Below are 14,452 nucleotides of genomic sequence, written 5' to 3' on the forward strand. Positions count from 1 at the left end.
GTTATCGATCTGGTCGAATGCACGAGCAGAACCACCGTAGGTTTTTGCCAGAACGGTAGTGATTGCAGCAGTCAGGGTAGTTTTACCATGGTCAACGTGGCCGATAGTACCAACGTTGACGTGCGGTTTTGTACGTTCAAATTTTTCTTTAGACACGGCTATATTCCTTACTATAGTGCTCTCCCCTGTGGAGAGAGCACGGGACTTAGGTTTTAATCCTGTGGATTACTTACCACGGGCTTCAATAACGGCCTGAGCAACGTTGTTAGGCGCATCATCATACTTCAGGAATTCCATGGTGTATGATGCACGACCTTTGGTCAGAGAACGCAGCTGAGTTGCATATCCGAACATTTCAGACAGCGGAACTTCAGCGTGGATCTTAACGCCAGTTACTTCGGATTCCTGACCACGCAGCATACCGCGACGACGGCTCAAGTCACCGATAACGTCACCGGTGTTCTCTTCAGGAGTTTCTACTTCAACCTTCATGATTGGCTCAAGCAGAACTGGTTTTGCTTTCTTAAAGCCTTCTTTAAAGGCAATAGACGCAGCCAGTTTAAACGCCAGTTCAGAGGAGTCAACGTCGTGGTAAGAACCGAAGTGCAGACGAACACCCATGTCAACAACCGGATAGCCAGCCAGAGGGCCCGCTTTCAGCTGTTCCTGGATGCCTTTATCAACGGCTGGGATGTATTCGCCAGGAATTACACCACCTTTGATGTCGTTGATGAACTCGTAACCTTTCGGGTTAGAGCCCGGCTCCAGTGGGTACATGTCGATCACAACGTGACCGTACTGACCGCGACCACCAGACTGCTTAGCGTGTTTACCTTCAATGTCGGTAACTTTCGCACGAATCGCTTCGCGGTAAGCAACCTGAGGTTTACCCACGTTCGCTTCAACGTTGAATTCACGCTTCATACGGTCAACGATGATGTCCAGGTGCAGTTCACCCATACCAGCGATGATGGTCTGGTTAGATTCTTCATCAGTCCATACGCGGAATGATGGGTCTTCTTTCGCCAGACGGCCCAGAGCCAGACCCATTTTTTCCTGGTCAGCTTTGGTTTTTGGTTCAACTGCAATGGAGATTACCGGCTCAGGGAATTCCATACGCTCCAGAATGATCGGGTGATCCGGGTCACACAGGGTGTCACCAGTGGTCACGTCTTTCAGACCGATCGCTGCAGCGATGTCGCCCGCACGAACTTCTTTGATCTCTTCACGTTTGTTAGCGTGCATCTGTACGATACGGCCAAAACGTTCACGCGCCGCTTTCACGGAGTTCAGGATTGTGTCACCGGAGTTAACCACACCAGAGTATACGCGGAAGAAGGTCAGGTTACCCACGAATGGGTCGGTAGCAATTTTGAACGCCAGTGCAGAGAATGGCTCTTCGTCGCTTGCGTGACGCTCAGCCGGAGTATCTTTACCGTCGTCCAGGATGCCGTTGATCGCAGGAACGTCAACCGGGGATGGCAGGTAGTCAACTACCGCATCCAGCATCGCCTGAACACCTTTGTTCTTGAACGCAGAACCACAGGTTACCAGGATGATTTCGTTGTTCAGAACGCGCTGACGCAGAGCTTTTTTGATCTCTTCTTCAGTCAGTTCTTCACCACCCAGGTATTTCTCCATCAGCTCTTCAGAAGCTTCAGCAGCGGATTCGATCAGGTTCTGGTGCCATTCGTCAGCCAGGTCCTGCATTGCAGCTGGGATATCTTCGTATTCGAAGGTAACGCCCTGGTCTGCATCGTTCCAGTTGATGGCTTTCATTTTCACCAGGTCGATAACGCCGGTGAAACCTTCTTCAGCACCAATTGCCAGCTGCAGCGGAACAGGGTTCGCGCCCAGACGGGTTTTGATCTGGCCAACAACTTTCAGGAAGTTAGCACCCATACGGTCCATTTTGTTAACGAACGCGATGCGTGGAACTTTATATTTGTTCGCCTGACGCCATACGGTTTCAGACTGTGGCTGAACACCACCAACTGCGCAATAAACCATTACCGCGCCGTCAAGAACACGCATGGAACGTTCTACTTCGATGGTGAAGTCAACGTGCCCTGGGGTGTCGATGATGTTTACGCGATGCGGTTCGTACTGCTTAGCCATACCTGACCAGAATGCAGTAGTCGCTGCGGAGGTGATAGTGATACCACGCTCCTGCTCCTGTTCCATCCAGTCCATGGTGGCTGCGCCGTCATGAACTTCACCGATTTTATGGTTTACACCGGTGTAGAACAGAATACGTTCGGTAGTAGTGGTTTTACCGGCGTCGATGTGCGCACTGATACCGATGTTACGGTAGCGTGCGATGGGTGTTGTACGAGCCATTTGATTCCTCGTTTATATCTTTAGGCGTTCAGTTAAGTTACCCAGAGCGGGCGGCTTCTCTGAAGCGCCCGCCTGGTGACTAATACTCCGAAGGGATTACCAACGGTAGTGTGCGAACGCCTTGTTGGCTTCTGCCATACGGTGAACGTCTTCACGTTTCTTAACTGCAGTACCTTTGTTGTCTGCAGCATCAGAAAGTTCGTTCGCCAGACGCAGAGCCATGGATTTATCACCGCGTTTACGAGCAGCTTCAACGATCCAACGCATTGCCAGAGCATTACGACGAACCGGACGAACTTCAACTGGAACCTGATAAGTAGAACCACCAACGCGGCGGGACTTAACTTCTACGGTTGGGCGAACGTTGTCGAGAGCGACTTCGAAAGCTTCCAGTTCATTTTTACCAGAACGCTGAGCCAGGGTCTCAAGCGCGCTGTATACGATTGCTTCTGCAGTAGATTTTTTACCATCTACCATCAGGATATTTACAAATTTTGCCAGCAGTTCTGATCCGAATTTCGGATCTGGAAGAATTTTACGCTGACCAATGACGCGACGACGTGGCATGGGAATACTCCGTTGTTAATTCAGGATTGTCCAAAACTCAAAGAGTTTAGTTTGACATTAAGATAAATCAGTTTGGCCTTACTTAACGGAGAACCATTAAGCCTTAGGACGCTTCACGCCGTACTTGGAGCGAGCCTGCTTACGGTCTTTAACACCTGAGCAGTCGAGCGCACCACGAACGGTGTGGTAACGAACACCCGGAAGGTCTTTAACACGACCGCCACGGATCAGGATCACGGAGTGTTCCTGCAGGTTGTGACCTTCACCACCGATGTAGGAAGTCACTTCGAAACCGTTAGTCAAACGCACACGGCATACTTTACGCAGTGCGGAGTTTGGTTTTTTAGGAGTGGTGGTATATACACGAGTACATACACCACGTTTCTGCGGGCAGGCTTCCAGCGCAGGCACGTTGCTCTTTGCAACTTTGCGCGCGCGTGGTTTGCGTACCAGCTGGTTAACTGTTGCCATTAAATAGCTCCTGGTTTTAGCTTTTGCTTCGTAAACACGTAATAAAACGACCTCATACAATATGAGGACGCGAAATTTTAGGGCTACGTCGAAAAGGTGTCAAGAAATATACAGCGATCTCAAATCACCAGTTCATTTGACTGGCGTGCGTCACAGTAAGATTGACGAAATCAGTATAGCCAACCACGTCAATTTTGGCTGAAATTTGACCAGAAAGACCCCGCGCATCCAGATCGTCCTTCAGCGCAGAGACTGTTATGGGGGCATTCGTGAGAATTTCAACGAAACGACTGCCTTCCAGTGCGGCAAGCACGCCATCCTGGATCAGCAGCAGATCATCACCTTCGCGCAGCATACTCAGTAACGCGTCGATATCACATTGCCACGGTGAATGGCTCAGAGTATGGAGCATGTCAGCCTCAGAAAGTCAGAACGGTGTCGTAGTGGGAAAGGTGTTCGCGCAATGCAGCAGAAGACAGGACTGTCACATCCAGCACGAAAGGCGTTGACTCGTTTAAACCGCGCGCGGCCAGGGAGTCGGCACAGACATAGAAGGTTTCGATATCGTAAAGCGGTAACACTTTGAACGTCGCGATGTAATCACGCGCCAGAATGACCTGAGGCTGTTGCCCCGCCAGAAGCTGAAATACGCCGTCGCTCAAAAAGAAGACACCGATATCTTCGGTCAATGCTGAGGTCGCGAGCAGCGCATCCAGCCCTTCTCTGCCGGACGCATTGCCGTGCGGTGCGGAGGAAAAAACAAACGCGACACGCTTCATCAGAATTGCACCACTCTGTCGCAGGTTAATGCCGCCTGTGCCAGTGCACCCAGGCCACTCAACGAAAAGCCGGGCTGCAGGTTAGAACCCGATAAACCAAGACGTGCGGCTTCGGTTGCATCGGTCACCCCGCGGCGCAGTGCCGCCGCCACGCAGATGTGCAGTTCTACGCCCTGCTTTTCGTTTAATGCCTGCCAGGCGCGCACCAGATCGAACTCATCGCTCGCCGGTGACGTAAACTGATTCGCGTTATACACCCCTTCCCGATAGAAGAAGACGCTCGCCAGCTCATGTCCGGCCGCCAGTAGCGCATGCGCAAACTGCAGCGCGCTGCTGGCCTGCTGAGTACCGTACGCCGGGCCTGTCACCATTAACGCAAAACGCATTACTTGTCTTGTCCCTGGAAATCGCCGCTTTTGAACTGGCGAATATAGAGGTAGACCGTGTGCTTGGAGATGTTCAGACGATCGGCCACCTGGTTGATGGCGTCTTTAATATCAAAAATCCCTTTTTCATAAAGATTGAGCACGATCTGACGATTCTTGGCGTTGTTCGAGACGTTGCGATCGGCATTCACCTCTTCAATCGTAAACTCAAGCGTCTGCGTCACCAGATCTTCAACAGAGGAGGCAAAGTTAACAGAGGAGCCAACGTCCGGCGTTTCTGGTGGAATAAAGGTGCTCATGATTTGCGAGAATGGCACATCAAGGTTCATGTTAATGCACAGTAGCCCAATAACACGATGCTCGCGGTTTCGAATCGCGATGGTTTCTGATTTCATCAGCACGCCGCTTTTGGCGCGGGTGAAATAGCATTTGGAGACGCTGCTGTCCGCGCCGGTCATGTCATGCAGCATACGCAATGCAAGGTCGGTAATTGGCGAACCAATTTTACGGCCAGTATGCTCACCATTCGCAATGCGGATGGCGGAACACTTCAGATCTTGCAGGGAGTGCAATACGATTTCGCAGTGGGAGCCAATGAGCATCGCTAACCCGTCCACTACCGCTTCGTAGGATTTCAGAATATCGAAGTCGGTCTGATCGAAAGGACGTTGATCCAGCAAATCAAGTTCACTGGTTTCGTTGGTTAAAAGCGACCTGGACATGAAAAAAACACTCCTTTTCAGGAGCCTGTCGTTAGGTTTTCAGGGCAGGCTCATTATCTACACGGACAACTAAATTAATACAGCGTGCGTAGCGCTTTCCAGTGTTAATTATATCTGCCCCACAATAAAAAAACCGCCGCCTGAAAGGCGGCGGTTTTTTTCAACATTACTTCTTAGCAGCAGCGGCTTTATCGTCAGCCGGTGCGTCTGCTTTCGCATCCGCTTTCGGTGCCGGTTTGATATCCAGCAGCTCTACGTCAAAGACCAGCGTAGAGTTGGCTGGGATACCCGGAACGCCGGTTTTGCCATAGGCCAGATCCGGTGGGATAACCATCTTGATCTTGCCGCCTTTCTTGATGTTTTTCAGGCCTTCAGTCCAGCCAGGGATCACACCATCCAGACGGAAGGAGAGCGGCTCACCGCGGGTGTAAGAGTTATCGAACTCTTTACCGTCGATCAGCGTACCTTTGTAGTTCACAACAACGGTGTCGCTGTCTTTAGGCGCATCGCCGGTGCCTTCTTTCTCAACTTTGTACACCAGGCCGGTAGAAGAGGTTTTCACACCCTTCTCTTTGGCAAAAGTATCGCGGTAGGCTTTGCCTTTCGCTTCGTTATCTTTAGCGTCCGCGTCCATCTTGGTCTGCGCGGCACCCTTCACGCGCGCTTCGAACGCCTGCAGAGTCTGTTCAATTTCCTGGTCAGACAGCTTGCTCTTATCTGCAAATGCGTCCTGAACGCCCGCGATCAGCTGAGCTTTATCCAGTTTGATGCCCAGTTTCTCTTGTTCTTTCAGAGAGTTTTCCATGTAGCGACCCAGAGATGCGCCCAGTGCGTAGGCGGATTTCTGGTCGTCATTTTTGAACGCCGCTTTGCTGTCTGCAGTGGCAGCAGGCTTCGCAGCAGTATCAGCAGCGAATGACAGCGGCGCGTTCAGCGCAACAGCCATCGTCGTCGCCAGCAGCGTTACTTTAAACAGTGATTTCATCCATATCTCCAGGGCCTGGGGACTCTCACCCCAGCGTTAAACGTAAATGAGTTACGTACTATAAAACGTTGCGGAAGAAATCTACAGACAGACACTTCCAATTCTCGCCACTTTTCAGACTATTTTTGTTTAAATAAGTTTCCTGCCAAAGGGATGCAGACTGTACTTAAGGATAAACTCAGTTAAACTGCGCCGCCGCAGGGCCATTATGGCGAATCTGAAACAAACGAGGTGAATGATGAAGGATACAGCAATAGAAGCGAGAATGGCTGAGCTGGAAAGCCGCCTGGCTTTTCAGGACATCACCATCGAAGAGCTAAATCAGACCGTGACCGCACATGAGCTCGAAATGGCAAAACTGCGGGATCATATGCGCCTGCTGACGGAAAAGCTGAAGGCTACACAGCCGTCAAACATTGCCTCTCAGTCAGAAGAGACGCCACCTCCTCATTATTGAGGCGTAAAAAAAGCGGGATAATCCCGCTTTTTTTGTGCCCGGTGGCGGCAAGCTTGAAAATCCCCGGGAGCATAGATAACTATATGACAGGGGTTTGAAAGCGCAGCCAACGCACCTGCGGCTTGAAAGACGACGGGTATTAGTGGCAGCCGCAGCCGCCGTTACCGCAACCACCTTTACCGTGGTCGTGACCATGGTCGTGATCGTGGCCGTGACCACCACAGCAGCCGTCGTGGCCGTGTTCGTGGTCATGGTCGTGACCATGTGCACCGTGAACGTGGCCATGAGCCAGCTCTTCTTCGGTCGCTTCACGGATCGCAACAACTTCTACGTTGAACTTCAGGTTCTGGCCAGCCAGCATGTGGTTACCATCAACCACGACGTGGTCATCTTCCACTTCGGTGATTTCAACAGGAACCGGACCCTGGTCAGTTTCAGCCAGGAAGCGCATGCCAACCTGCAGTTCGTCAACGCCCATGAACACGTCTTTAGGAACGCGCTGAACCAGATTGTCGTCATACTGACCGTAAGCGTCATTCGCGCCTACAGCAACGTCAAATTTGTCGCCAACTTCATGACCTTCCAGCGCGGTTTCCAGGCCAGAAATCAGGGAGCCGTGACCATGCAGGTAGTCAAGCGGCGCACTCACCGGAGACTCATCAACCAACACACCGTCTTCTGTACGTACCTGATAGGCCAGGCTGACCACCAGGTCTTTTGCTACTTTCATGATATCTCCTGAGCGTGGGAAAATTGCTGGCGCAGATTGTAGCGGAAATCTGCACCCGTGTACCCTTTAGCTTAAAAAAACTCAGGGCATATCGCTAGTCCGGATGAAAAATCCCGATAACTTGCTCTTCTTTGCGAACGTGATCGCGGGCCTCTTTATCGGCCTCACGCATCTGGTGACCGCACTTAACACACTCAACAACATCAACATTATTTTCCCGCCACATCGCCAGGGTATCTTGCGCCTGGCAGGTCGGGCATTTTGCACCCGCAATAAAGCGTTTACGTACAGCCATCTTTCGTTACCCTTTATTCAAATTCATCCCAGCCATCGAGCTGGCGTCGTTCCTGTTGCATTTCTCGCTGGAAGATCTCCTCCAGCTCGCGACGTGCTTCCCGCACGCGGGAGATCTGCGCCGTATCGGTATGTACCGGCATCAGCTCGCGCAACATCCGCATATCCAGCCGGCGGAAGTGCATTTGGGCGCGCTGCGCCTGATGCGGATGCATCCCGAGCGAGATCAGCGCCTTACGGCCCAGCTCCAGCGCACTGGAGAACGTCTCACGGGAGAAGTGTTTCACACCCGCCTGCAACAATTCGTGAGCTTCAACACGTCCCCGCGCACGCGCCAGAATATGCAGATGCGGGAAATGCTGCTGGCACAGCTCCACCAGCTTCATCGTGTCTTCCGGATCGTTACAGGTAATCACGATGGACTCTGCCGCTTCGGCCCCCGCCGAGCGCAGCAGCTCGAGCTGAGTCGCGTCGCCGTAGTAAACCTTGTAGCCATATTTACGCATCAGGTTGACCGCGCTGATATCCCGCTCCAGTACCGTAATGCGCATTTTGTTCGCCATCAGCAAACGTCCGATAACCTGTCCGAAACGGCCAAAGCCCACCACAATCACCTGCGGCTTGTCGTCTTCCACCCACGGCGCTTCGTCTTCATCGTCAGCTGGATTCAGGCGACGCGACAGCAGTTTATCCACCAGCTTCATCAGCAGCGGCGTGGTCATCATAGACAGCGTGACCGTCACCAGCAAAAGCGCCATCTGATCGTCTTTAAACAGCTTCTGGGAGGATGCGGTGGAGAACAGCACAAACGCGAACTCGCCTCCCTGGCTTAACACGCTGGCAAACTGCATGCGTTCCGAACTGCGCAGCCCGTAGATACGTGACATGACGTACAGCACCAGCATCTTCACCGCCACCAGGATGGCGACGCTCACGACAACCCACAGTAGATGGGTATAGAGCACACCGAGGTTGAGCGCCATCCCGACCGAAATAAAGAACAGGCCTAACAGCAGCCCTTTGAAGGGATCGATGGCAATTTCCAGCTCGTGCCGATACTCGCTCTCCGCCAGCAGCACCCCGGCGATAAAGGTCCCGAGCGCCATCGACAGCCCCAGCGCGTCCATAAACAACGCCGATCCCAGCACCAGCAGCAGCGTCGCGGCGGTAAACACCTCGCGAACGCCCGACGCGGCAATAAAGCGGAACACGGGACGTAACAGGAAACGACCGCCAATCAGCATGCCCGCGAAGGCCAGCACCTTCATGGCGATTTTAGCCCAGTCGAAGTGATCGTCCCCGGACCCCGCCAGCAGCGGCACCAGCGCCAGCGCCGGGATCACCGCCAAATCCTGGAACAGCAACACCGAAAAGCCCAGCTGACCGGCTTCGTTGCGATTCATCCCTTTGTCGCGCATCAGCTGCAGCGCCATCGCCGTCGACGACATCGCAAGGCCTATCCCGCCAATCACCGCCGCCTGCCATGAAAAGTTGGTCAGCATTAACAGGCCACCCAGGATCGCGGCGCTGAACAACACCTGCGCGGCGCCCACGCCAAAGATAGAGCGTCGGAGCTGCCACAATTTCGAAGGATTCAGCTCCAGGCCGATGATGAACATCAGGAACACCACGCCCAGCTCGGAGAAATGGAGAATCTCATCGACATCGCTGATGAATCCCAGCCCCCATGGGCCAATCGCGATCCCCGCAAGCAGATACCCCAGCACCGCGCCGATACCAATCCGTGCAGCAAGCGGCACCGCGACGACGGCCGCAAATAAAAACAGCACCCCGGCGAGGAGCAAATTCGATCCTTCCATTAACGACCTCCTGCCGGAATGGGTGACGCCAGCCATTCACCATAGGCTCTGGCGTGGCTTGCCAGCTCTTTCGAATCCTGGCGCCGCGCCCAGTAGACAATAATCGGGCTCATCCAGTGCATACGGCACATGGCCGCCGTCAGCTCGAAAGGCCGCAGGATGTCGCTCATCGGATAGCGGTTCAGCCCGTCGTGGCGGTAAGCGCTTTCGGGTTCACCGGTCGTAATCACACTACGCCAGTACTTTCCCGCCAGCTGGTTGCCCCCCACCCCGCTGGAGAAGCCCCGGCTCAGCACGCGGTCCAGCCACTCTTTGAGCAGCGCCGGACAGCTATAGGTATAAAGCGGATGCTGGAACACAATCACGTCATGCTGACGCAGCAGTTCCTGCTCGTAAGGGATATCAATAAAGAAATCAGGATAGTGCGCGTAGAGATCGTGCACCGTTACGTTACTAAGCTGTGTGGCCGGCTTAAGCAGCACCCGGTTTGCCACCGAGTCCTGAGATTCCGGATGGGCATACAGCAGCAGCACTTTTGCTGTCTGAGACATCATTCCCCTCCCGGTCTTGTTTCTGTTTTTGTGTATCGTCGCTGTTTTGGGCTACCATGGCGGCCCGGTGCGGAAAATGGCCCACACCTTACATTATCATAATGACAAATTAACATAGTCGGAACATACGGCGCTTCTATGATTGTTTTCTCCTCGTTACAAATTCGTCGCGGCGTGCGCGTCCTGCTGGATAACGCCACTGCTACCATCAACCCAGGCCAAAAAGTGGGCCTGGTCGGCAAAAACGGCTGCGGTAAATCCACCCTGCTGGCGCTGCTGAAAAACGAGATTAGCGCGGATGGCGGTAACTTTACCTTCCCGGGGAACTGGCAGCTCGCCTGGGTAAACCAGGAGACGCCGGCGCTGAGTGAACCGGCGCTCGACTATGTTATCGACGGCGACCGTGAATACCGCAAGCTCGAAGCGGAACTTCATTCTGCTAACGAGCGCAACGACGGTCACGCCATCGCCACCGTTCACGGCAAGCTGGACGCCATCGACGCGTGGACCATTCGCTCCCGCGCCTCCAGCCTGCTGCACGGCCTGGGCTTCAGCAACGAACAGCTGGAACGCCCGGTCAGCGACTTCTCCGGCGGCTGGCGTATGCGCCTCAACCTGGCGCAGGCGCTGATCTGCCGCTCTGACCTGCTGTTGCTTGACGAACCGACCAACCACCTCGATCTCGATGCGGTTATTTGGCTGGAGAAGTGGCTCAATAGCTATCAGGGCACTCTGATTCTGATCTCCCACGACCGCGACTTCCTTGACCCGGTAGTGGATAAAATCATTCATATCGAACAGCAAACGATGTTCGAGTACACCGGCAACTACAGCTCCTTCGAGCGCCAGCGCGCGACGCGTCTCGCCCAGCAGCAGTCCATGTACGAAAGCCAGCAGCAGCGCGTGGCGCACCTGCAGAGCTTCGTGGATCGCTTTAAGGCCAAAGCCTCAAAAGCCAAGCAGGCCCAGAGCCGCATCAAGATGCTGGAACGTATGGAGATGATCGCCCCGGCGCACGTGGATAACCCGTTCCACTTCAGCTTCCGCGAGCCGGAAAGCCTGCCTAACCCGCTGCTGAAGATGGAGAAAGTCAGCGCGGGCTATGCCGACCGCATTATTCTCGATTCCATCAAGCTCAACCTGGTGCCGGGTTCACGCATTGGCCTGCTGGGGCGTAACGGCGCCGGTAAATCGACGCTGATCAAACTGCTGGCGGGCGAGCTTAACCCGGTCAGCGGCGAAATCGGCCTCGCGAAGGGCATCAAGCTGGGTTACTTCGCCCAGCATCAGCTGGAATTTTTACGCGCGGATGAATCACCGATTCAGCACCTCGCGCGTCTGGCGCCGCAGGAGATGGAGCAGAAGCTGCGCGACTATCTCGGCGGCTTTGGCTTCCAGGGCGATAAGGTGACTGAAAACACCGAGCGCTTCTCCGGCGGCGAAAAGGCCCGCCTGGTGCTGGCGCTGATCGTCTGGCAGCGCCCGAACCTGCTGCTGCTCGATGAACCGACCAACCACCTGGATCTCGACATGCGCCAGGCGCTGACCGAAGCGCTGATTGAGTTCGAAGGCGCGCTGGTGGTGGTTTCGCACGACCGTCACCTGATCCGCTCCACCACGGACGATCTGTATTTAGTGCACGGCGGCAAAGTTGAACCGTTCGACGGCGATCTGGAAGACTACCAGCAGTGGCTGACGGACGTGCAGAAGCAGGAAAACCAGCCGGAAGAGTCAGCAAAAGACAACGCCAACAGCGCGCAGGCGCGTAAAGACCAGAAGCGTCGTGAAGCGGAGCTTCGCACCCAGACGCAGCCGCTGCGTAAAGAGATTACCCGTCTGGAAAAAGAGATGGAAAAACTCAACGCCACGCTGGTTGTCGTTGAAGAGAAGCTCGGCGATAGCGGCCTGTATGACCAGAGCCGCAAGGCTGAGCTGACCGACTGCCTGCAAACCCAGGCGAAGACCAAATCCAGTCTCGAAGAGTGCGAGATGGCGTGGCTCGACGCGCAGGAACAGCTGGAAGCGATGCTGCAGGCTGACTGACCTGTTTACCCCGTTTGAAGAACAGAATCCGTACCGGGTTCGGAAATCCAGCTTAAACGGGGTACAATTCGGAAAGTATCGTAAATTTCCGACAAGAATCAGCATCGCGCTTATGACCCAAATCATTCCATCAGACTTCGACATTGCGGCCGAAGACAGCACTGAGTTCGTGCCTATGCGCGGCGTAGCCAATCCCCATTTGCAGACCATGCTGCCGCGACTGATCCGCCGTAAGGTTCAGTTCACCCCGCACTGGCAACGGCTTGACCTGCCAGACGGTGACTTTCTGGATCTCGCCTGGAGCGAAGCGCCGGAACAGGCTCGCCATAAGCCGCGTCTGGTGGTCTTTCACGGTCTGGAAGGCAGCCTGCACAGCCCGTATGCGCATGGGTTAATTGAAGCGGCAAAAGCGCGCGGCTGGCTCGGCGTGGTGATGCATTTTCGCGGCTGCAGCGGCGAACCGAATCGTCAGAAACGCATTTATCACTCGGGTGAAACCGAAGACGGGACGTGGTTTTTACACTGGCTGCGGGAAAATTATGGCACCGTGCCAACGGCCGCCGTGGGCTACTCGCTGGGCGGCAATATGCTGGCCTGTCTGCTGGCCAAAGAGGGTGAAAGCGTACCGCTGGATGCCGCCGTCATTGTCTCCGCGCCGTTTATGCTCGAGCAGTGCAGCTACCACATGGATAAAGGCTTTTCCCGCGTCTACCAGCGCTACCTGCTCAACCTTTTGAAGGCCAACGCGGCGCGTAAGCTGAAGGCCTACCCGGATACCCTGCCGGTAAGCCTGCGCCAGCTGAAAAAGGTGCGTCGTATCCGCGAGTTCGACGACCTGATCACCGCGAAAATCCACGGCTTCGCCGATGCGATTGACTATTATCGTCAGTGCAGCGCCATGCCGCTGCTCAGCAAGATCACGCAGCCAACGCTGATTATTCATGCCAAAGATGACCCGTTTATGGATCATCACTCGATCCCCGCTCAGGAATTCCTGCCCGACAACGTTCACTATCAGTTGACCGAGCACGGCGGCCACGTCGGGTTTATCGGCGGCACGCTGCGCCGCCCGAAAATGTGGCTTGAGGCGCGTATTCCTGACTGGCTAACCCCTTATCTGGACGGTGCAAAATGATTATTCCCTGGCAGGATCTGGCGCCCATTACGCTCGATAATCTGATTGAAAGCTTTGTATTACGCGAAGGCACCGATTATGGTGAACAGGAACGCTCGCTTGAGCAAAAGGTCAACGATGTTAAGCGCCAGCTGAAAAGCGGCGACGTGGTGCTGGTGTGGTCAGAACTGCATGAGACGGTCAATATCATGCCCCGCAACGCGTTTCACGGCTGATCTTCCACCCTTTTCAGTCAGGGAGTTGCTATGTCTGCCAGACATCCGGTTATTGCCGTTACGGGGTCGAGTGGTGCGGGAACCACCACCACCAGCCTCGCATTTCGCAAGATTTTCGCCCAGCTGAATCTCCGTGCCGCGGAGGTCGAAGGCGACAGTTTTCACCGCTACACGCGTCCGGAGATGGACATGGCCATCCGTAAGGCGCGCGATCTGGGTAAACACATCAGCTACTTCGGCCCGGAAGCCAATGACTTCGGCCTGCTGGAACAAACCTTTATAGAGTACGGTCAGAGCGGCAAAGGGCAGTCCCGCAAGTATCTCCACACCTATGATGAAGCCGTACCCTGGAATCAGGTGCCGGGCACCTTTACCCCGTGGCAGCCGCTGCCGGAACCCACCGACGTCCTGTTTTACGAAGGATTGCACGGCGGTGTGGTCACGCCTCAACACGACGTGGCGCGCCACGTGGATCTGCTGGTCGGCGTGGTGCCTATCGTAAACCTGGAGTGGATCCAGAAGTTGACGCGTGACATGAGCGAGCGCGGCCATTCGCGAGAGGCTGTGATGGACTCGGTGGTGCGCTCCATGGAGGATTACATCAACTTCCTGACGCCGCAGTTCTCCCGCACCCATATCAACTTCCAGCGCGTGCCGACGGTGGACACCTCCAACCCGTTTGCCGCTAAAAGCATCCCGTCGTTGGATGAGAGCTTTGTGGTGATCCATTTCCGCAATCTCGAAGGCATTGACTATCCCTGGCTGCTGGCGATGCTGCAGGGCTCGTTTATTTCGCACATGAATACGTTAGTGGTGCCGGGCGGGAAAATGGGGCTGGCGATGGAGCTCATCATGACGCCGCTGGTGGAGCGACTGATGGAAGGGAAGCAGATCGCGTGAGCATGTTCCCTCTCCCAGTGGGAGAGGGTTAGGGTGAGGGCATCAACACGCACGATG

Annotated in this window: 18 protein-coding genes; 5 read left to right on the forward strand and 13 right to left on the reverse strand. The window is 54.6% G+C overall.

Going from position 1 to position 14,452, the window contains the following annotated elements; all coding sequences use genetic code 11:
- From UTM25_RS17055 to fkpA, 9 genes are all read right to left on the reverse strand, one after another.
- Positions 1-156, reverse strand: a 156-nt coding sequence (locus tag UTM25_RS17055) for a GTP-binding protein (RefSeq protein ID WP_227537769.1), incomplete at its 3' end; no start/stop codon positions are given.
- A 69-nt stretch (positions 157-225) separates the two neighbouring features.
- A complete protein-coding gene (fusA, locus tag UTM25_RS17060) occupies positions 226-2,340 on the reverse strand; it encodes an elongation factor G (protein WP_008503004.1) in 2,115 nt (704 codons plus the stop codon).
- A gap of 96 nt (positions 2,341-2,436) precedes the next feature.
- Entirely contained in the window at positions 2,437-2,907 is a 471-nt protein-coding gene (gene rpsG, locus UTM25_RS17065) for a 30S ribosomal protein S7 (RefSeq protein ID WP_004106370.1), read from the reverse strand.
- Between the two features lie 96 nt (positions 2,908-3,003).
- Positions 3,004-3,378 carry a 30S ribosomal protein S12 gene (gene rpsL / locus UTM25_RS17070; RefSeq protein ID WP_000246815.1) on the reverse strand — a complete coding sequence of 125 codons (375 nt, stop codon included), beginning with the start codon at positions 3,376-3,378 and terminating at the stop codon, positions 3,004-3,006.
- A gap of 124 nt (positions 3,379-3,502) precedes the next feature.
- A complete protein-coding gene (tusB, locus tag UTM25_RS17075) occupies positions 3,503-3,790 on the reverse strand; it encodes a sulfurtransferase complex subunit TusB (protein WP_024907951.1) in 288 nt (95 codons plus the stop codon).
- A 7-nt stretch (positions 3,791-3,797) separates the two neighbouring features.
- The gene (tusC, locus tag UTM25_RS17080) at positions 3,798-4,157 is read right to left on the reverse strand and encodes a sulfurtransferase complex subunit TusC (RefSeq protein ID WP_194401440.1); all 360 of its coding nucleotides are present in this window, start codon (positions 4,155-4,157) and stop codon (positions 3,798-3,800) included.
- Positions 4,157-4,543: a sulfurtransferase complex subunit TusD gene (tusD, locus tag UTM25_RS17085; protein ID WP_033146792.1), complete on the reverse strand. Its 387-nt coding sequence runs from the start codon at positions 4,541-4,543 to the stop codon at positions 4,157-4,159. The genes tusC and tusD overlap by 1 nt, the downstream gene beginning before the upstream one ends.
- Entirely contained in the window at positions 4,543-5,265 is a 723-nt protein-coding gene (locus UTM25_RS17090; protein WP_014171909.1) for a transcriptional regulator, read from the reverse strand. The genes tusD and UTM25_RS17090 overlap by 1 nt, the downstream gene beginning before the upstream one ends.
- Before the next feature lie 166 nt (positions 5,266-5,431).
- Positions 5,432-6,250, reverse strand: a complete 819-nt coding sequence (gene fkpA / locus UTM25_RS17095) for an FKBP-type peptidyl-prolyl cis-trans isomerase (RefSeq protein WP_023309460.1) — start codon at positions 6,248-6,250, stop codon at positions 5,432-5,434.
- A gap of 238 nt (positions 6,251-6,488) precedes the next feature.
- On the opposite strand from fkpA, the gene UTM25_RS17100 reads away from it, so the two are divergent.
- Positions 6,489-6,707, forward strand: coding sequence for a protein SlyX (locus UTM25_RS17100; RefSeq protein WP_023309461.1), 219 nt, complete (start codon positions 6,489-6,491; stop codon positions 6,705-6,707).
- Positions 6,708-6,846: 139 nt separating this feature from the next.
- Here the strand turns inward: UTM25_RS17100 and slyD are convergent, their stop codons facing one another.
- The 4 genes from slyD to kefG form a co-directional block, all read right to left on the reverse strand.
- Positions 6,847-7,437 carry a peptidylprolyl isomerase gene (gene slyD, locus UTM25_RS17105; RefSeq protein WP_194401439.1) on the reverse strand — a complete coding sequence of 197 codons (591 nt, stop codon included), beginning with the start codon at positions 7,435-7,437 and terminating at the stop codon, positions 6,847-6,849.
- A 94-nt stretch (positions 7,438-7,531) separates the two neighbouring features.
- Complete coding sequence (locus tag UTM25_RS17110; protein WP_033146793.1) at positions 7,532-7,732, reverse strand: YheV family putative zinc ribbon protein; 201 nt, start codon at positions 7,730-7,732, stop codon at positions 7,532-7,534.
- A 13-nt stretch (positions 7,733-7,745) separates the two neighbouring features.
- Positions 7,746-9,551: a glutathione-regulated potassium-efflux system protein KefB gene (kefB, locus tag UTM25_RS17115; RefSeq protein WP_032641069.1), complete on the reverse strand. Its 1,806-nt coding sequence runs from the start codon at positions 9,549-9,551 to the stop codon at positions 7,746-7,748.
- Positions 9,551-10,105, reverse strand: a complete 555-nt coding sequence (kefG, locus tag UTM25_RS17120) for a glutathione-regulated potassium-efflux system ancillary protein KefG (RefSeq protein ID WP_194401438.1) — start codon at positions 10,103-10,105, stop codon at positions 9,551-9,553. Before kefG ends, kefB begins: the two co-directional genes overlap by 1 nt.
- Before the next feature lie 135 nt (positions 10,106-10,240).
- Here kefG and UTM25_RS17125 point away from each other — a divergent pair, with 135 nt between their 5' ends.
- From UTM25_RS17125 to UTM25_RS17140, 4 genes are all read left to right on the forward strand, one after another.
- Complete coding sequence (locus UTM25_RS17125; RefSeq protein WP_194401437.1) at positions 10,241-12,145, forward strand: ABC transporter ATP-binding protein; 1,905 nt, start codon at positions 10,241-10,243, stop codon at positions 12,143-12,145.
- Between the two features lie 112 nt (positions 12,146-12,257).
- Entirely contained in the window at positions 12,258-13,280 is a 1,023-nt protein-coding gene (locus UTM25_RS17130) for a hydrolase (protein WP_039263094.1), read from the forward strand.
- Complete coding sequence (locus tag UTM25_RS17135) at positions 13,277-13,495, forward strand: YheU family protein (RefSeq protein WP_047652866.1); 219 nt, start codon at positions 13,277-13,279, stop codon at positions 13,493-13,495. The genes UTM25_RS17130 and UTM25_RS17135 overlap by 4 nt, the downstream gene beginning before the upstream one ends.
- Before the next feature lie 30 nt (positions 13,496-13,525).
- Complete coding sequence (locus UTM25_RS17140) at positions 13,526-14,395, forward strand: phosphoribulokinase (protein WP_008503017.1); 870 nt, start codon at positions 13,526-13,528, stop codon at positions 14,393-14,395.
- Positions 14,396-14,452 lie beyond the last annotated feature (57 nt).

The sequence above is a fragment of the Enterobacter sp. 61D5 genome, from assembly GCF_034107965.1.
Classification (GTDB): domain Bacteria; phylum Pseudomonadota; class Gammaproteobacteria; order Enterobacterales; family Enterobacteriaceae; genus Enterobacter; species Enterobacter cloacae_M.